Raw genomic sequence first — 19,480 nt, forward strand, 5'->3', positions numbered from 1 at the left:
CTTAAATATATATTGTTATGAAAAATCAAAGAAAACCTCCTTTTTTTGGAGAAACAGTTGTCATTACCGGTGCATCCAGCGGAATCGGTAAGGCTACAGCAGAAGCATTTGCAGAGCAGGGCGCAGATCTTGTTCTGGCCGCCCGGGGTGAAGAAGCCCTTCAAGAAACCGCAGAAGTCTGCAGAAAATTAGGTGCAACGGTAATTGCTGTGCCTACCGATACTTCCGTGGCAGAAGAAGTACAGCACCTTGTCAACGAAGCTATAGAGTTTAGTGGCAAAATTGATTATTGGGTAAATAATGCCGGGGTACTGGCTTTTGGTAAATTTGAGGAAATACCTGTAGAAGTGACCGATCAGATTGTCAAAACCAACTTATTGGGATATATGCATTCGGCGCACGCAGTATTACCGGTTTTTAAAAAACAAAAAAGAGGTGTTTTATTGAATAATATTTCAATTGGAGGATGGATGCCCGCACCATACGGGACGGCTTACACTGCATCGAAATACGGAGTCCGCGGAATGGTAGAGACTCTTCAGGGAGAAGTTTCGGATTATCCGGATATTCATATCTGTGCCTTATATCCGGGATTTCAAAAATCTTCGGGAATAGAACATGCTGCCAATTATTCAGGGATAAAACTGAGTACTCCTCCCCCTTCATTTGATCCCCGCAAACTGGCTGCTTCTATTGTGGAAACGGCCAAGAATCCTAAAGATGTTTCCTATCCGGACTGGTCTGCCGTTGCCTTTAAAAATATTTATGAAATGTTTCCCGGGGTTGTCCGTTATATTTCTTCTGCAGGAATGCGGCTGGCTTTAAAGAAAGCCCATAAAGATAAAAATACAAGCGGAAATGTACTTGAACCCTCAAAAATAAATACGGGAATCAACGGAAAAACTTTATTTTCTGTTTCCTCCGGTACCTTAACATGGATCGTGGCTGGGGCAGCAGGCCTTATCGCTGCGGGATTATTATTTTCCGGTAAGCCTAAAAAAGTTGGTTAAATGATATAAAGGCTGATCACATGGACAACAAATGAGCTTACAGGTTCTCTTTTTAAGGATTCTGAAAACAGATTTGACAGACAAGTTAAGATCAGGTTGGGATTTTTTATCAGATATTTCATAAATTTACAGAGCGGTACCAATTGGGGTATGGCTATAAAATTTTTCTACGGTGAAAATTCACAACAAAAAAAAATACCTAAGTTTTCTTAAATTTAAAAGAGATTTCCAAAAATACGGACTAGAAAAAGCGCGCAGTTATGAGCTTATTTTACATTGGCTGAACAACAGATTGAGCAGAAATCAGTTTCTTGTTTTGTCCGGAATTCTTGTAGGCTGTACTGCAGGACTGGCAGGCGTTATTTTGAAAACGCTGGTCCATAACATCCATTATTTTATTACCAATAAAGTTCATTTTGAATACCAGATACTTTTTTACATTGTTTTTCCATTTTTAGGAATTGTCTTAACGACAATGATTGTTCTCACATTATTCAAAGGGCAAGATAGAAAAGGAATTGGGGCCATTCTGTACGAAATTGCGCAGAATTCAAGCATTGTAGCATCTGTAAAAATGTATTCCCAGGTGATTCAGAGTGCCATTACCGTTGGCTTGGGAGGTTCTGCCGGACTGGAAAGTCCGATCGCCGTCACCGGAGCTGCTATCGGTTCCAACTATGCACAGACCTACAGATTAAGCTATAAAGAACGTACTTTATTATTGGCTGCCGGAGCCACTGCCGGGATTGCATCTGCTTTCAATGCCCCTATTGCCGGGATAATGTTTGCTTTTGAAATCTTGCTGACAGGAGTTGTTTTTACAGACTTTATTCCTTTAGTAGTGGCTGCCGTTTGTGGAAGCCTTTTATCCAGAATTCTATTGCAGGAAGATGTTCTTTTCAGATTTTATACAAGAGAAGCTTTTAATTATAAAAATGTCCCTTATTATCTGATTTTAGGGTTGGTGACTGGGCTATATGCCCGTTATTTTGTCATCATCTCGCAGAAAGTTGAACATTTTATCAAAGGACTGAAGCTTTCAAGGATGCGTAAAGCCATGTTTGGAGGTGCCGTACTTTCTTTTCTCTGTGTACTTTTTCCTCCTTTATTCGGAGAAGGATATGATACCGTAAAGGCTTTCACCAATGGAAACACCTACTCGATTATTGAAAACAGTTTTTTCAGATATTTTGAGATCGGAGACTGGACAATTATTGTGTTTTTAGTATTGGTTTTACTTTTAAAAGCTTTTGCAACCTCTTTTACCATATTCAGTGGCGGAAATGGCGGAAACTTTGCCCCTTCTCTTTTTGCAGGCGGTACACTAGGATATCTGTTTGCATTGGTTTGCCAGCACATCGGATTTAAAGATGTTCCGGTAACCAACCTTGTTCTTGTAGGAATGGCCGGAGCCATGAGTGGTGTTTTATACGCCCCCCTGACTGCCATTTTCCTGATTGCAGAATCCAGTTTTGGATATGATCTGTTTATTCCGCTGATGATTGTTTCTGTAATGTCTTACCTCATCGGTAAATGGTTTTCACCTATTTCTCCTGAACTCAAATCGTTAGCAGACGAAGGAAAAATTTTCACCAATAAACATGATAAAAACCTTCTTTTTGCCTTGAAAACGGAGGATTTTATTGATCGATATTCACAGATTATCAATGAAAATGCCTCTATCACAGAACTATTTGAACTGGTTAAAAGCGGAAATAAAAACATCTATGCAGTCGTAGACGATAACAAAAAACTAAAAGGGATTCTAACCCTTGATGATATAAGACCTTATCTGTTTAATAAAGAAATGGATTCTTCGCAAACTGTATTTCAGATTATGAAGGCACCACCGGCCATTCTTCACCGTGAAAACAAGCCTTTGGATATTCTTCAGACTTTTGACGATACCGGAGTGTGGAATCTTCCTGTTGTAAGTGCCGGCAATGATTTTATCGGTTTTATTTCAAAATCTTCAATTCTGATGAGCTACAGGCAGTTGCTGAAAGAATATTCTGATTAATTTGCTGATCTTTTGGAATTTTCTCCGTACGATCTGCAGGTCAATACAAAAAGCAGGACCTCCGCTCGATTTGAACGGAGGTCCTGTTTTAATCTGACAATAAGTATGATACCTAATATTGACTTGCAGTCGTAAGCAGTTCAATATCTTCTTGATCTAAGACCAGTTGGGGAGCATTAAATAAGGTCTGAAGCTGTGTAGCACTGGTAGCACTTACAATAGGCGCTGTGATCAGCGGATTGGATAATAACCATGCTAAGGCAACCGTACTTTGCTGAGTCTGATGCTTTTCACTGATCGTATCTAACGCCTGTAATACCTCAAGACCTTTGACGTTAAGATATTTTCTTACTCCTTCTCCTCTGGCACTTTTTGCGAAGTCAGCTTCATCACGGTATTTACCGGTTAAGAAACCTGCAGCCAGAGACCAATACGGGAAGACGCTCAGATTAAATTGTTCTACAAGCGGGGCGTAATTTTTTTCAAAACCTTCTCTTTCCATCAGGTTATAATGTGGCTGTAAGGCTACATATTTGGGAAGATTCTCCTTTTCGGCAGCTTCAAAAGATGCCTGCAGACGTTCCGGGGAAAGATTAGAGGCTGCAATATAACGGACCTTCCCCGCTTTGATGATCTCGTCATATGCTGACAATGTTTCTTCAACGGGTGTGGTCTTATCATCAAAATGAGTATAATAAAGATCAATATGATCCGTTTGCAGTCTCTGCAGAGATTCATCAACTGATTTGAGGATATGCTTTCTGCTGATATCAAAACCGTGTTCTTTTGTTTCTGAACCGACTTTAGTTGCCAGAACGATATCTTTACGGTTAGAACGGCTCTTCATCCATTTTCCGATAATTTCTTCAGATTGCCCGCCTTTTCCGTTTACCCACCATGAATAAGTATCTGCGGTATCTACAAAATTAAATCCTGCGTCAGTAAACTGATCCAATATGTCGAAAGATTGTTTTTCATCCAGTGTCCATCCAAATACATTTCCGCCAAAATTGATTGGCGCTACTGCCAAATCGGTATTTTTTATTTTTCTTTTTTCCATAAATAATTTGTTATTATAAACTGTTAAGAAGTCTCTAAGGTAAGGATTGTCGGGCATTTCCGGGCATTCAAAATACCCATTTTACTCATAGTTATTTTAAATTATAATTATTTTTTTATGTAATACTGGTAAATATTTCATTTTTGAAATATAATATAGCAAAGCCCTCCTACCGGAGAGCTTTATTTTTCTATGAACTGATTATTTACTACCCTGTGGAATTCAATAGCCATAAGATCCGATTTACATCTTTGCAGCTGATGATACATATTCTGCAGGTCGTCTGCAAAGAAAGATGAGGTCGAAAACAAATGATCATAATATGCAATACCCTCCAATAAATTGTTCTTGAAGGTATTCCACCTTTTTGTCTGTGAATGATTGATTATAGCCGTTGAATCTGCAATTTCCCTCTTGAGATAGTCAATGTACATGCTCAGCTCTTTGATAAACATGTGAGGACGCTGACTATCAGAAAGAATATTTGTGTTTCCGTAGATATGCTGTACCATTTCAGAAAGGGACACCTCTTTATCAAAAAAGGCGATATTAGGTCCGGGACAAATGACAACGCCTTGTTTCTCGCCTTTTATTTTAATATTCTGTTCGATATAAGCGGAATTGACAAGCCCGACACACAGGCATGCTTTATCCGTAATCTCAGCTTTTCTTCTAACGAATTCAGCAGATGATAATGTTTTCTTTTCTGCCTCCAGTTGCTTCAACTTGATATCCTGATATTTTTTGGAAGCAGTACAGGTTCCTTCCAACGAGAATTCTTTGCTTAATGCAAGGAGCTTTTTGGGACATGAGCTTCCATATTTTCCTTGAGCTTCTTTCTCATTTTTCAGTTTTTCATTGGATGTTCCTTTTACCGTATTGAAGGGAACTCCCAAAGGGGAAATATTGCTGAGATAAAGGTCTTCTTCTTTTGATTGTAACAGGAGATTTCTGGTTTCAGGATCTACAGATGTTGCTTCAGGAACCAATAAAAACGGTGATCCCCATCCTATGCTGTCAACATTGTAACGGCTAAGAAGAAGCTGATGTTCCTCTGCCGTTCCTACCCCGCCCTGCACTGTAATTTTCATTGCAAGGGGTTGAGTGATTACAGGTTTTCCTTTTTGTTCCAATGCTTTTACCATCAAGATATGGGCAGACGCTATAAGATCCTGTTTTTTTTGTTTAAATTCTTCCATGATGGGCCCGAGAAGCATTCCTTCAGTAGCAAAGGCATGACCACCACAGTTTAATCCCGACTCTATTCTGTATTCTGAAACCCAAAGTCCTTTTTTAGCCAGAAAATTCCCCTGAATCATAGCCGAACGGAAATCACTTACTTTAAGAATGATTTTCTTTCTGATCACGCCATTCTCATCCGGGAAAAAATCATCGAATTCTTCTATATAACTATATAACCGGGGATTCATCCCTGCAGACAATACCATAGAAGAAGCTATTTTGCTATGGGCAAATCCACGAAGCGAAGCATGGGCATCATTGTACATGACAGGGAGTTGTTCTTTTTTCACGTAATGGTCTTTATCAACTTTCGTCATGATATTGACATCAATACTCCCGGGCTTCAGATTAGACTCGATAAAACTTTTGAGATGAGTACCCCAATTATTTTTTTGATTGATAAAAGACTGAAGATTGTTTTTTAAGTCTGAGGTATTGGGAAGCATCGCAATAAAATCTTTCAGCGCTTCTTTATTCTTGCTGATTTCCTGCTTGAAAGATTCAAATTTTTCATTGACGATATCGTCCACCATATCAAGATAGGCGGTGATTCTCTTTGCTCTGTAATCCTCTGTTTTGACAGAAATTTCAAGATAATTCAGATTAAACTTTTGATTGTAAAAGTTTTTCATTTTTTCCAGAATTTCGTCATCAATGATAGAGATCACAGATGAAATTCCATATTGGGCAACACGAATGGGGCTGTCTATCGTATAAGCCAGACCCATTACCGGGATATGGAAATTGTGTAACGGTTTAGTTGTCATTATGTTCTAATAAAAGTTTTTTTAATGCAACTAAAAATTCCTAAAACTAATTCACTGCCTAAAAATATCATTTTAAAATCAATTATGCATTGAATAATATGTATAATCAGGGAAAAATGTCAAATATCATGTGGATGTCTGCCTTCGTAGCCCTGAAATCAAATAAATAAAGTTGGAAGTGGTAAAATTTTATTTCCCACAGGTTTCACAGACGGACACATATTTTATGCATAACAAAGTGTTCAAAAAACTTTTGTGACTTTGTGGTTAAAGACTGTTTAAAAAACGGTACTTATATCATTTTTTCTAATCAATTTTAGAATCTCTCAGCCAGGGAGATTCCACACTCCAGAATATAATATTTACACCCAGATAGTTTTGTGCATAATTCACAAACTCTTCTTTGGTAAATGGCTTCTTTGTTTTCGGATTGGTATAGGTTAAGGTCGGTTCCTGAACGGCCATGGCGACCAAAGACAATTTTCCCTTGTACTGGTGAAAAAACGGATAAGAATTTTTCACTTGTGCCTTTTTATCGGGAACAATGTCCGGTCCTCCCAACCCTATATTATTTTTATGGGCAAAATCAAAGAGCCTGGACATGTACTGATGATCGTTTCCCCACTCACAAGGAAAGAAATTCACATATTGTAAAACATAAGATTGGTGAAATGTATTTCTCGCAAACTTCAGATTATCTAATTCTGCCTGAAAGTAGCGGTCGCAGCTAAAACCTGTTGTATCTCTTTTCGTATCAATATCAATCGATGTCTCCGGAAGATTGATCCCCTGGATTTTTCCGTCAAACTTTTTCGCCAGTGCACTGATCAGCTTCTGATACCTCATGCGAACCGCTTCATTCCATTGCTGGGTTACCCATCCACTTCCTGCCGGTTTATTTTCGCCGGGATTATCATATTGAGGAACCAGCCCGCCGGTATATTCTTTTTCATTTAAAATATAATCTGGAACATATCTTGCGTGAGGTTCAAAAAATCTGTCCTGAAGCTGAACAAAGAGCTTTTTATCTAAAGAAGTTAAATATTGCAGATCTTTCTCGATCGCAGAAAAGTCATAGACATCTTTTGATTTTTCCAGCATTCTCCAATGATAAACAATCTGAACACCTCCGATATCTTTTCGGGTAATCATCTTTTCTATAGTGTGAAGGTCGCCGGATGAAGTGTAAATATAGTTTTTTGGAGCCTGCCCCTTAAAAAATTGTAACCCCAAAAATAGAAATCCTAATCCTATTCTCTTTATAACCCTTTTCATACACAGATAGATTTAAAAATAAAATACTATGAATCATTTTTCATGCCTAAATCTTCCCTTGTTTTAAACTTTATAAAATTATTCCTTACTATTTAAATACTATTATTAATTTAGCACTTCAAATTTGATTTTAAATAACTAAGGATATGAAAAAATTAATTTTACTGGGCACAATTTCAGTATTGATGATCAATTGCAACAAAAAGACTGAAGCTCCGGCTCCAAAGGTTGAAACAGATACTGTTGCCGTATCAGAACCTGTAGTAGATACACTGGGACCAAAATCTTTCTGTTATGTAGGGGTTACAGGTAAAGACAGTGTTTTTGCTTCTATTGACGATAATCTGGGAACCATTACAGGAAAGCTGTCGTATAAAAATAGTGAAAAAGACAGCTCCAAGGGAGATGTGACAGGTTTTAAATCAGGAGACACCTTAAAATTAACCTATGAATTTTCCTCGGAAGGGAAAAAAAGCAAAAGGGATATTTACTTCCTGCAAAAAGACAATACGCTGACAGAGGGAATCGGCGATCATAAAGAAGAGGACGGACAATCCAAATATGCTGATGATAAAAAAGTAAGTTATAAGGACGGTCAGAAACTCACGGCAGCAGATTGTAAAGCAGTAGCTAAAGCGATAAAATAATTTTCGAAAAGTACAATAATAAAAACAGCCTTTAGTAGGCTGTTTTTTTATTTCGTTACAATTCTCTTTCGATAATCTCAATAAACCTGTTGACAGCCTCGTCACCGGTACTCCATGAAGTGATAAGACGGATGGCGGAAGATTCTTCATCTATTTTTTTCCAGACAAAAAATTCAAAGTATTCAGACAGTATCTTGATCACCTTATTGTTAATAATAGGAAAAATCTGGTTGGTGTAGGTATCTGAAAGAAACCGTACTCCTTTTTTCACCATAGCATTTTTGATTTTCATAGCCTGCCGGTTCGCATGCTTTGCCAGATCAAAATACAGATCATCCTTCATCAGTTCCATAAACTGAACTCCCAAAAGTCTTCCCTTCGCCAGTAATGCTCCTTTCTGTTTGATGTTAAATGCAAAATCCTCCTGAAGAGCCTGGTTATTGATCACAATCGCTTCCCCTATCAGAGCTCCGTTTTTGGTTCCTCCCAGGTAAAAGATATCGGTAAGTTCAGCTACCCTTTCAAGGCTGAGATCACTTGTTTCAGAAGTCAACCCATGCCCTAGTCTCGCTCCATCCATAAACAGATATAGCTTATTCTCTTTACAGAAGTCTGAAAGTTCCTCAAGCTCTTGATCCTGATAAATGGTTCCAAGTTCTGTGGAATTTGAAATATAGACCAGCTTAGGCATCACCTGATGTGGAATATTTTTATGATTTTCCAATACCGGGATGATATCGGAAGGAGTCAGCTTTCCATCTTCTTTTTCAATGCTCAGAACTTTATGTCCGGTAGCCTCAATAGCTCCTGTTTCATTATTCAGAATGTGTCCTGTAGATGCAGAGATCACACACTGATATGGTTTTAACACTGAAGAGATTACAATAAGATTAGCTTGTGTTCCACCCGACACCAGATAAACATCAGAATCAGTTTTTTTTATTTTTTCTTTGATTAATTCTTTAGCCTGTAATGAGTACTTATCTTCGCCATAGCCAGCCTGCTGCTCAAGATTACATTGTGAAAGGGTCTGTAAAATATGGGGATGACACCCTTCTGAGTAATCGTTTTTAAATGAAAATTTCATAAAGTAAAAATAAAAAAATACAAGAAGATTACCTCTACGAAAAAGAGTTAAAAATATCAGAAATAATAGTGTACCAAAACTATGATATAAGGAAATTTATTTCACAAAATCAATAGGCTGACCCACCTGATATTCCCCACGGGGTTTTATGTATATTTTATATTTTCTTTTACAGTTTTCTTTCAAAGGTTCAATATAATAAGCTTGTCCATTTTCCAGATAAGATCCTGTAAGCTTTCCTGAAGCAATGGTGAGGGTCATCAGTTTCGTGCCATCTTCGGATTTCCCTTTGAAGGTGAATATTTTTGCTTTTCGTAGTGCTTCACTGGTTTTATCAAGCATAATATATTTTGTCTCTTTGCCTTCGATATCGTACAAGGGAAAAGTCAGTTCTCCAGAAGAAGCTGTATCCAGTTTATTTTCCTGTATGAATTTTTTAGGATTAAAAGAAAATATAAACTGACGTGATTGTCCTTGTAATCCACTACAAAAGAGGACAAAACAGAATAATAACAATATATTTCTCATCCTTAAATAATTTAATATCCTTTACTTATAAGCCTTAAAAAAGGGCTATATAAATATAACCCTTTTTTACATTGCTTTTTATCAATTATTTTTTAATGACCTTTGATTGACTGATTATTGTCTTATTGATCAACAATTTCAACATATAAACTCCTGTTTTAAATTTAGAGAAATTGATCTCAGAATTGTTCATAACATTTGTTTCCATCAGTCTTCCGGATGCATCATAAATTTCGTAATGGCTAATCTTTTCATCACTATAAATATGAAGATAGTCTTTTACCGGATTCGGTACAAGGCCGATCTGTTTTTTAGCAATATCCCCTGTTGCCAACGCTGCAGTAATAATCAGAGAAACATTATTTTTACTCAACTGGAGGCAGGTTTTGCTTTGGGTAAGTTCGGCAATAGATTTATTGAGAAGGTTAGATGCAGTTCCCGTGTAAGAAATTCCCTGTACAGTGTAAGTTCCAACCGGTAAACTGGTGAAGTCGGCAGTTGTACTCTGCGCCACAATCGTATTGGTGGCTGTATTAATGGCTATATAGGTGTAGCTTAATCCGGCAGGCGTATCCATAACATTAAAGAAGCTTCCAGGTCCTTCATTGCTCACTGTTACACTAGCCCCTATTGCAGTGCCGCCCAGGTTTTTTGCCGTCATAAAATACTCAACACCTTTTTCAAGGTTTACAGAGAATGATCTGTAGTAGCTCAAGCTGGTTCCTGTTCCACTATATACGCCGTTAGAAGTAACGAAATTTGCAACATTTACCTGATTTCCTTTATACACCGTCATGATTACGGCATCAGGTGAAGGATAACTTATGGTATAGCTTCCTGTTTCCGTTACTTTAAATTTGTAAGGAATTAAACTTGTACTAGCCAGAATCTGGTACGGAGCTGTACTCGTCTGATTATAAATATATAATGGATTCGGGCTCATATTGGCCGTAGCAAAAGTGATTATTTTTGAGCTGTAAGAATCAGCAGAGGAAGTCTGCGGCTGTAGGTTTAGATTGGCCTGGGCACTTCCCTGGATAGCTGTTACCACTTTAGCATTTTCCACCATTACAGACGGGAATGCATTACAGGTTGAATTGATGGTAAAATTCGTATTCGATACATCAAAGAACTCTGCATAATTATTGATCACCGCAGTCACCTTTATTCTTGCTTTATCTGTATAAGGAAGAAACGGAATCAATACCGTAGCGGTACCATTATTAGGAACATCAGAAGCAAGAGTGTATGGGAAAGTATCACCTCCGTCTGTGGACAGAAGAATATTTACCGTATTCTTTAAGGTATTGGTCTGATTTACATCCCATGTTACATTCATATTAGTATCGTTATTCACCGTTACATTGGTGTTGGGATAGGTAACAGCTAAAGGTCCCTGGTCTGTTACGGTTACTACCACCTGATCAGAATCTGCTCCGCCGGAAACGGCACTGTTATCTCTTACCGTAAACCGCATTTTCATCGTTCTAGCTACGAGAGGTAATGCTTCTGCGGCATTGGTAGGAGGAGTATTCTGATTATTGAGTACAAACCTCATTTTTGGGAAATACCTTTCCGTGGTCGTAGTGCTTTGTTCTGATCTGAATAATGGCGCTGTAGTACTGTTTACGGCAGAATAGCCACCGACACCGTTTATCGTACTGCCAAATGCTCCCTTATCGTTGTCACTGGCTAAATCTACCTGATCCCAGGTATAAGAAAGATGAGTATCTTCTGCATCTGTTCCGATTCCTTTTAATTTGAAAGGAGTATTCTTTGGAATACTGATTGCCGTATTTCCTGCGTTGGCCACAGGAGGGGTATTGGCTACCGCTACTGCATTAAAGCAGGTAGAATATACACTCAGTGTATTGAGAATCTGGTCGATACTTTTCGCATGGAAATAATTCAGTCCGTTATTGCCGGAGTTCGTCTGATCATTGGGCGTTGTACAGTTGTTTCCGTATGCCATAATGGTAGATCCCGCACCGGGTTCTACGGCAGAATCACCATTCCAGCCCGCTGTACAGAAAGTCGGGCTTCCGGCAGATCCTCCAACGGCGTTGTATGTATGCCATGCGCCAAACTGATGGCCCATTTCATGCACAATCAGGTTCGCTGTTAAAGATTTTGGCATTGAAAGCGTCCATTGGCTCCATGCTCTTGCCTTAAAAGAAGAATTACATGGCTGTGGCCCCGCCTGTCCCTGGGCACTGCCTCCTGCTCCCGGCATAATATTAAAGGTATGTCCGATATCATAATCTGCATAAGGAAGTGTACCGTTGGTATTCATAATGTCAAATCCTGCCTGAGAATTTGCTGCAGAAGCAAAAGAAGCATTAACAGTAAAAGGGTCTGTAGCCGCATCTGTAAATAAAAGGGTTTTGTCTGTCGTTTTACTGATCAGCGTAAAAGAGATAGACAGCTCAGATTCGTAGATCTGATTTATCAGGTTCATCATCGCTACCAGCTCAGCCAGTGCCGCATCCTGATTGCTGAAAGATGAAGTAAACCCACCTGTAGTAGCCACAGCCATTCTAAATGTTTTCATCTGACCTCCATATGGAAAACCCGTGACGGATTTCTGAACATTGAGTGCATGGCCGATAGCCTCAAGACTTTTTTTGAATTCCGTTTCATCGGTACCACACTGGAAATTCTCGCCGAACATCTCTGAGGAGTTATAAATTCTATATTCTCCAGCCTGCGTTTTGTAAGGTTCAATGATAAAGTATCCTTGGGCAGTTTTGATCATTGCCGTTACTTTATCCCCGGCCAGGGTAAGTTTTATTCTCGATTGCCTGTCTTTGGAATATCCGTCAAAAGTAACAATATCCTTTAATCTTTTGTTAACAAGGTTATTCTCAGACAAAATAAATTCCTGCTGTGATCCGTCAATAAGTGTCAAAACAATAGACTGGTCAGCAATTTTCGAGGAATTCTTTTTCTTGCTTTCCACATTTCTTTTGAAATTTTCGACATTAAGTTTAAAAGTCGTTCCCGGAAGATGGGTGGCACGCAGTTCATTCGTGTTGGAAATCTGTGCATTGATCAAAAAAGAGGCACAAACCGAAAGGAAGGTAATTTTCAATTTCATTGTTGATGTTTTTTTTTTAAAGATAAATAATATATTAATACAAAATCACCAAATATTGTATAATTTATTGAAAATCAAAACAAAGACTGTATCAGTATTATTGAAATAATAGCTACTCTCCTTCTCACCACTCACTGCTATTATAAAAAAAGCAGGTTAAAAATACACTACTTCACCTTTGATTATATGATTTCAATTTTATTTTGTTAGATTTGTATTGAAAATCATCTAACATTTTGAAAACAACCCTAACAGAAGAAAATTACCTGAAAGCTTTGTTTCATTTAGTTGACAATGAAGGTAAGGTGACGATTAATGAACTCAGCAAATTTTTAAATGTAAAAATGCCGAGCGTCAATAATATGATGAAGAAATTCGCAGAAAAAAAATGGGTCATTTATGAGACCTACAAACCATTGATTGTTACTGAAAGCGGTAGACGAGAAGCTTCTCTGGTTGTTCGCAAGCACAGACTTACCGAAATGTTTCTCGTAAAGAAGATGAATTTCGGCTGGGAAAACGTCCATGAAATTGCAGAACAACTGGAACATGTGCATTCGCAAATCTTTTTTGACAAAATGGATGAAATTCTGGATTATCCTAAGTTTGATCCTCATGGGGAGCCTATTCCTGATAAAGACGGAAATATTATTGCTCAGGATCTGCAAAAACTGAGTACTTGTGAAGTTGGCGAAACAGTCGTTTTTGCCTCCGTTACTCTTTCGGATGATGCTTTTTTAAGTTACCTGAATGACAGAAAACTTCTTCTCAACACCAAAGTAAAAATCATTAAAATAGAAAGTTTCGACAAGTCTATGACGATAGAAATCGGAAATTCCAAAGAGGTCCTCAGTAAAAAAGCTACTGAAAAGATTTTGGTTAAAAAATAAAAAATACCGGTGGATGATATCTTTACATCACCGGTATTTTATTTACTTCTTCTGCTACTATTTTCTCTGCAAATCCTGTTGTTGTTTTACTGACTCTTCATAGAATGTTGATCAATACGGTCTATCTTTGCTCTTTCCGACCCAATTTTCATTGCAGGACTGGCAGTTTTACAGCTTAGCATGAAAAAGAATGAGAGACCCAAAGTAAACAAACTGAACAAAAAACAGAGATAACATCATGTTTATCAATACAAAAAAAATAATTACACGTACTATAATTTTGACTTTATTGGGTTAATTTTTCTACAATTTTTAATTATGTATTTTCATTTCCAATTAAAAATTGTCTTTAAGTAAAATCACTGCACAAAACTTCTTTTTAATCTGCTGAAGCGTTAAAAAACGGTTAAATAGCTGTAAAGAAACAAACTTGTATTTTTATTTTAATTAGGTTTGCATATCTATCTGCCAAGACTTTCAGTCGATCCGGAAAACAGCAAATTTTAATTATTTCTCCATAAAAATTATGAAAAAAAGTATTCAGCTTTTGATGATGTCAATGTTTTTAAGCCCATTGATCAATGCCCAGGTTAAAGATTTTGTAATTGAGCCGCCTGTTAAACCCAACCTGTATCTTTATAAAAGTTTCGGAGTTTTCGGGGGTAAAGAATATTCTGCCAATGCTGTATATCTTACCACTAAGAAAGGAGTGGTCTTATTTGATGTCCCATGGCAAAAGGAACAATATCAAACCCTTATGGACACTATACAAAAGCGTCATCACCTTCCTGTAATTGCTGTATTTGCCACCCACTCTCATGATGACAGAGCGGGCGATCTAAGCTTTTACAATCAAAAAGGAATTAAAACATATGCGACCGCCAAGACCAATGAACTGTTGAAAAAAGACGGAAAAGCAACCTCAACCGAAATTATAAAAACAGGAAAACCTTACAAAATTGGTGGTGAAGAATTTATGGTAGACTTTCTTGGAGAAGGACATACAGTTGATAATGTTGTTGTACGGTTCCCCAAATATAAAGTACTGGACGGAGGATGTCTTGTAAAAAGCAGGACAGCCACTGACCTGGGATATACCGGTGAAGCAAACGTAAAACAATGGCCGGAAACCATGCGAAAACTAAAAATGAAATATGCTCAGGCTACTCTGGTAATCCCGGGACACGACGAATGGAAAGGCGGTGGTCATGTACAGCATACTCTGGATCTTCTGGATAAGAATAAAAAGCCGGAATAATGTAAGACATTAAAATGGTTCGGAAAAAATCGAAAGATTTTATAAAGCCTATTATTTATACTTAAAAAATCCCGAATGAAAATTCGGGATTTTTATTTTTGTAATGTACTGTATTAATCTAGTACACTCCAGCCTCTCTTTGGATTGGTATTGGTAGAGACCTCTTGTTCGTTGACAATGATATTTTCTTTTCTCTGACCGATATAATCCAGTTCACTTAATTTAGAGAAGATCGTTTCCAAACTTCTCAACATTTGCTGGATATATAATAAAGGTTCTCCGCAATTATGGTGATCGTAGTTGGTCTCCGCTACGATAGAAAGCTGGTTCAGTAAGGTGTGAGGGGCAATTTCGCTCCATTCCAGACTGTAATTCAGCATTTCTTCCAGTTCGGCAGGAACCAGTAGCTGGGTCGAGTTATATAAATGAAGAGCCAGTCTCGCAAAAGACTCGATCAGATATACCGGCGGTTGCCATGGCGTGATATTTCTGAATTGGAAATACATATCTCCAAAGGTATTGACCATAGTAGTACATAGAAACTTAACGTTTTGGGCCAATGCCGTGTTCTGGTTCTTATGGGAAGCTTTTTGAATAATTTTAAAAGCATACTGCTGTAGGTTACCAATAGACTTCGCATAGCTGTTATAATACTCTATCAGAGCTGGATGGCTCTGAATGGAAGTACAGGGCGGGATAAAATTAGAATCTACCTGAGCAATATTCGCCCTTAGATCTACCTTTCCGATGATCAGATAATTACCTCCGGAATAACTGCTGTTTAAAGAGCTTACAGGAAGTAGTTCTATGTGGTGATTAGGTTGCGCGTTAGGATGACGGGGCGGAATTTCTTCAGGATCGATATCACCGAAAGGTACTTTATCAAAAGGATTAACAGAGATAAGGATGTAATAATCTCCGTCTGCCTGTTCCTCGTTCATGGATTTCGCCAATGACTTTACACTGATTCTTCTGTCGGTAAGCTCTATACGGTAACCTGCCATCGTCACGGCGCTGCATCTTTTGATTACAAGTTGTACATCATTGGTGGCAGTATTATGAACATCAAAAATAGTACGATCTGTGTATTCGTTGGAAATAGGCAAAAGACCGTAATTATATGTAGTAATTCCAAGTGAGTTGGAATCTCTGATCGTATCAATTAAGAAATTATCCTGATCGTTAAGGTGTCTTTGGGAAACTTTCATCCCATCCACCCAGTTGATCGCAAAATGTTTAATAGGCTGTATCATGTTAATACTTTTTAATTTTTTTGTGTTTATGCTTTTCTTACAACTCCTTCCTCTTCATGCTGAATCACTCTCTTACAGATCACCACTTCATTCTCGGAAATGCTGTTGGTAGAAATGTCCTGGTCGAAATCAATATATTTTCTGAAGCTGAAAAATGATTTTTTTGTATAGAAAATCCAGTAATAAGGCTCTCTCTCTTCGTCAGAAAGATGGATGATAGACCCCGGATTCTTATGATTGTAATCGTCTACTACTCTGTAAAACCAGTCTCCAAAAGTAACTCCTGTCGGAAGAGTTTTCGCTTTAATTCTGAATCTGTTGGAGTCTTCTAAATTTTTGCTCAGCTCAACATTCAGTACCATTAACCGGTCAAAATCTGCGCCTTCAAAATCCGGCAGCTTTTGTTCAGGAGAATATCTCCATGTTTTATAAATATCAAAAGGTATGCTGATAAACTGAATATAGCAGTAATAAAATACCATGGGAACCACAAAAATCAACATACTTGTAGCCGCCATGACAGCGTATCCCGTTCCTTTGCTCATAAAGTTGAAAAGCAGAGTAAACAGATAGCCTCCTAAGGCAATACAGGTAAGTGAAAGTATCGATTCAAACAAAATGCTCATTGCCACGGAATCAATATGTTTTTTGAAATACTTATGCAGCAGATTAACATGAATAATCCCGAAAATAAGATAAATAATCTGTGCAATAAGGTACCAGTAAGGATTAAAAAGATTGCCGGCAAACCCAAAAATTCCCGGAATGGCCAGACACAAACTGCATAGCAGGACGTATACTATAATTACTTTAATCTTGATCGCAGGTTTATTTCTCCTGATTATACCCAGTATAACCATCATTATAATTGCGATTAAAGGCATTAAAATATACCTTAAAAAAATACCTTTTACTGAAGAAATTTCCATTTGTTTCTTTTCGAATTTATACTTTGTTGGTAGTTGTAAATATAATAAAATAATTTAGAGGAAAGTAGAGTATCCAAGGCGGCTGGCATTTCTTTCATCATCCTCAAGACTGAAGGAATATTCAACCTTTTCTGTCACAAAATTCTCTTCCACATCCACTGTTACAGGAAGAAAATAATCATACAGCGCCTGAAGTACTTTTCTGAAAGGGCTTCCCGGAATATATTTCTCCATATCCTCATAAGGAATAGGCCCGATATTCACCACCCAGTTCCGCTGCCCGTCCATGTGCTTTCCACTCGGAATATACGTTACTCCCAATCTGGAATTTCCCAATAACATAGAATCGTCATTTTTCTCTATTTCATCAATAATATTCGGAGAAAAAGTAACAACTACGGGCACCTGTAAAAAGGCTGTCATACACCTTTCAAACCATTTTTTACTTCCTCTTATCTGATGAAAAAACGGCAGAATATGCATAAAGATGTATGCATTTTGCTTATCCAGCATGGTAATCAAAGGCCAAAGCTCACTTACCGTTTCCAGCAAGGCATCTGTATTACTCGTAATATCAAACTCTGATTCTTTCAGTAAGGAACTGATCTCTGTAAAAAAAACTTCCAGCTCAAAAGGACGGAAAAATTTTCTGGCGTCCTCTTCTACTCTTTTTTGTCTTCGGATTTCCCTTACAACGGTATCAACATTTTTTCTGGAGGCTCCAAGGGACGGAGGATGAAAAAGACCTTCCGGAAGATAGTCATAAATACCTTCTCTATAACTTTCTATCGTAAATACTTCCTCATCAAAACCTAAGTAACTGCTGGTAATACTTTTAATATCCTTAAGATAGGCACGGTCATTCACGCCGACTCTTTCAATAAAAATATTACTTACAGCCCGGTGGTATTTCAGCAGATTGACTGCCACAGCTTCAGCCTTGAAGTCGGTCTGGAGCTTATTGTAATTCATGTCTACAATATTATTCTCATGCATAGTGTTTCCTGTGATTATGACTTGTAAAGATAATATATCTCATAAGTTTGAAAAAATATTTTAACAATAATTTTATTCTAAAAATACTAATTTATTGATATTAGTAAGAAAATTTTTCTGCAAATACCGTAAAAATACGGAGAAAAGCCGGGTAAATCAAAGTTTATAATTTACAATTTAAAGTTCATAATCAGGTATTTAAACGAGAATATACCAACACAATATGTACATTTTAATGATCAAATAAGTTTTTGTTTAAAATCATTAAGTAGCGTTATCAATTGATTGACCCTATCTATAATTTTGAACTGCCACTTCCCTGTTTGCCCAAAAGTTCCACAAATCTGAGAATTTTCTCATGGCCGGAAGGTTAAATTTTATTAACATAATATTATAACAATAAATCGGCGATAGGTAATGCTCATTCCGAACGTGGGCCGTATCTTTGCAGACTGAAAATTGTTATTTAAAATGAAAAGTATTTATTCTAAAATTCTGATTTTAGCATTCATCGCCTCTTCACTTTATTCTTATGCGTGGGGATTAACGGGACACAGAGTTATCGCTGAAATCGCCCAGAACCACCTTTCCGGAAAAGCAAGAAGAGAAATCAGGAAGATCATGGGAAAAGAACGTCTTGCGTACTGGGCCAACTGGCCGGATTTTATCAAATCTGATACAACAGGAGTATGGAAGCAGGCTTCATCATGGCATTATGTAAACATTGATCCTCAGACTGATTTTAAAAATTTCGGAGATAATCTGAAAATGCAGGCCGGACCTAGCCTTTATACCCAGGTAAACACCCTGTCAAGCCAGATTAAAGACAAAAATACATCTGAAAAAGACAGAAAAATTGCTTTAATTTTCCTTATTCACATCATGGGAGATCTGGCACAGCCTTTACACGTAGGAAGAGCAGATGATTTAGGCGGAAATAAAATCAATGTCACTTATTTCGGAGATAAAACCAATTTGCATTCCGTTTGGGACGGAAAATTAGTAGATTCCCAGAAGTACAGTTATACGGAATATTCCAGACTTCTGGATATTAAATCGAAAGAAGAAGTAAAGCAGATTCAATCCGGAACCCTGGAAGACTGGTTATATGATTCTCATAAAATTGCCAATAAAATCTATGCACAGACACCTGACGGTTCAAAATTATCATATGACTATCAGTACAAGTTTAATGAAACGCTTGAAAGACAACTTCTATATGGAGGATTGAGACTGGCAAAAGTTTTGAACGAACTTTTTTAAATCAAAATTATTTTCAACAATTATATATATAAACGGGACTTCGGTTTCGTTTTTTTTTGCACAATCGTGAAGACTCATCAATCATAATTTTTCATAAATATGCAAACAGATGATCATAATATACCGGCAGGTGGAATAATTTTTGCTTGTATAACAGT

Annotated in this window: 14 protein-coding genes and 1 pseudogene; 7 read left to right on the top strand and 8 right to left on the bottom strand. The window is 37.5% G+C overall.

Going from position 1 to position 19,480, the window contains the following annotated elements:
• Positions 1 to 17 precede the first annotated feature (17 nt).
• Positions 18 to 1,010 carry an SDR family oxidoreductase gene (locus tag M030_RS23735; protein WP_034722090.1) on the top strand — a complete coding sequence of 331 codons (993 nt, stop codon included), beginning with the start codon at positions 18 to 20 and terminating at the stop codon, positions 1,008 to 1,010.
• Positions 1,011 to 1,182: 172 nt separating this feature from the next.
• The gene (locus M030_RS0104325) at positions 1,183 to 3,030 is read left to right on the top strand and encodes a chloride channel protein (RefSeq protein ID WP_027372416.1); all 1,848 of its coding nucleotides are present in this window, start codon (positions 1,183 to 1,185) and stop codon (positions 3,028 to 3,030) included.
• A 112-nt stretch (positions 3,031 to 3,142) separates the two neighbouring features.
• On the opposite strand, the gene M030_RS0104330 is transcribed toward M030_RS0104325, so the two are convergent.
• The 3 genes from M030_RS0104330 to M030_RS0104340 all read right to left on the bottom strand — a co-directional run bounded on the left by M030_RS0104330 (position 3,143) and on the right by M030_RS0104340 (position 7,374).
• On the bottom strand, positions 3,143 to 4,090 hold the full coding sequence (locus M030_RS0104330) for an aldo/keto reductase (RefSeq protein ID WP_027372417.1): 948 nt from the start codon (positions 4,088 to 4,090) through the stop codon (positions 3,143 to 3,145).
• A 182-nt stretch (positions 4,091 to 4,272) separates the two neighbouring features.
• Positions 4,273 to 6,099 (bottom strand): hypothetical protein, encoded by a 1,827-nt coding sequence (locus M030_RS0104335; protein ID WP_027372418.1) that lies wholly within the window; start codon positions 6,097 to 6,099, stop codon positions 4,273 to 4,275.
• Between the two features lie 306 nt (positions 6,100 to 6,405).
• Positions 6,406 to 7,374: a hypothetical protein gene (locus tag M030_RS0104340; protein ID WP_027372419.1), complete on the bottom strand. Its 969-nt coding sequence runs from the start codon at positions 7,372 to 7,374 to the stop codon at positions 6,406 to 6,408.
• A 146-nt stretch (positions 7,375 to 7,520) separates the two neighbouring features.
• On the opposite strand from M030_RS0104340, the gene M030_RS0104345 reads away from it, so the two are divergent.
• A complete protein-coding gene (locus M030_RS0104345) occupies positions 7,521 to 8,021 on the top strand; it encodes a hypothetical protein (protein ID WP_027372420.1) in 501 nt (166 codons plus the stop codon).
• A gap of 55 nt (positions 8,022 to 8,076) precedes the next feature.
• Here M030_RS0104345 and M030_RS0104350 read toward each other — a convergent pair whose 3' ends face one another.
• The 3 genes from M030_RS0104350 to M030_RS0104360 form a co-directional block, all read right to left on the bottom strand.
• Positions 8,077 to 9,108, bottom strand: coding sequence for a threonine aldolase family protein (locus tag M030_RS0104350; protein WP_027372421.1), 1,032 nt, complete (start codon positions 9,106 to 9,108; stop codon positions 8,077 to 8,079).
• A gap of 96 nt (positions 9,109 to 9,204) precedes the next feature.
• Positions 9,205 to 9,636, bottom strand: a complete 432-nt coding sequence (locus tag M030_RS0104355; RefSeq protein WP_027372422.1) for a hypothetical protein — start codon at positions 9,634 to 9,636, stop codon at positions 9,205 to 9,207.
• A gap of 85 nt (positions 9,637 to 9,721) precedes the next feature.
• On the bottom strand, positions 9,722 to 12,733 hold the full coding sequence (locus tag M030_RS0104360) for a zinc-dependent metalloprotease (RefSeq protein ID WP_027372423.1): 3,012 nt from the start codon (positions 12,731 to 12,733) through the stop codon (positions 9,722 to 9,724).
• Between the two features lie 236 nt (positions 12,734 to 12,969).
• Between M030_RS0104360 and M030_RS0104365 the strand changes: the two genes are divergently transcribed.
• The 3 genes and pseudogenes from M030_RS0104365 to M030_RS26045 all read left to right on the top strand — a co-directional run.
• Entirely contained in the window at positions 12,970 to 13,623 is a 654-nt protein-coding gene (locus tag M030_RS0104365) for a metal-dependent transcriptional regulator (RefSeq protein WP_027372424.1), read from the top strand.
• Positions 13,624 to 14,149: 526 nt separating this feature from the next.
• On the top strand, positions 14,150 to 14,881 hold the full coding sequence (locus M030_RS0104370; RefSeq protein WP_027372425.1) for a subclass B1 metallo-beta-lactamase IND-15: 732 nt from the start codon (positions 14,150 to 14,152) through the stop codon (positions 14,879 to 14,881).
• A 1,031-nt stretch (positions 14,882 to 15,912) separates the two neighbouring features.
• Positions 15,913 to 16,020: pseudogene (locus M030_RS26045) on the top strand (hypothetical protein); the annotation flags it as partial.
• A gap of 140 nt (positions 16,021 to 16,160) precedes the next feature.
• On the opposite strand, the gene M030_RS0104380 reads toward M030_RS26045, so the two are convergent.
• Together M030_RS0104380 and M030_RS0104385 are read right to left on the bottom strand one after the other, a co-directional pair.
• Complete coding sequence (locus M030_RS0104380) at positions 16,161 to 17,063, bottom strand: TssN family type VI secretion system protein (protein ID WP_027372427.1); 903 nt, start codon at positions 17,061 to 17,063, stop codon at positions 16,161 to 16,163.
• A 54-nt stretch (positions 17,064 to 17,117) separates the two neighbouring features.
• Positions 17,118 to 18,035, bottom strand: coding sequence for a type VI secretion system baseplate subunit TssG (locus M030_RS0104385; RefSeq protein WP_227533075.1), 918 nt, complete (start codon positions 18,033 to 18,035; stop codon positions 17,118 to 17,120).
• Positions 18,036 to 18,530: 495 nt separating this feature from the next.
• Here M030_RS0104385 and M030_RS0104390 point away from each other — a divergent pair, with 495 nt between their 5' ends.
• Positions 18,531 to 19,322 carry a S1/P1 nuclease gene (locus tag M030_RS0104390; protein WP_027372429.1) on the top strand — a complete coding sequence of 264 codons (792 nt, stop codon included), beginning with the start codon at positions 18,531 to 18,533 and terminating at the stop codon, positions 19,320 to 19,322.
• Positions 19,323 to 19,480: the final 158 nt, after the last annotated feature.

Origin of the sequence: Chryseobacterium sp. UNC8MFCol, from assembly GCF_000482305.1 — a bacterium.
Lineage (GTDB): Bacteria > Bacteroidota > Bacteroidia > Flavobacteriales > Weeksellaceae > Chryseobacterium > Chryseobacterium indologenes.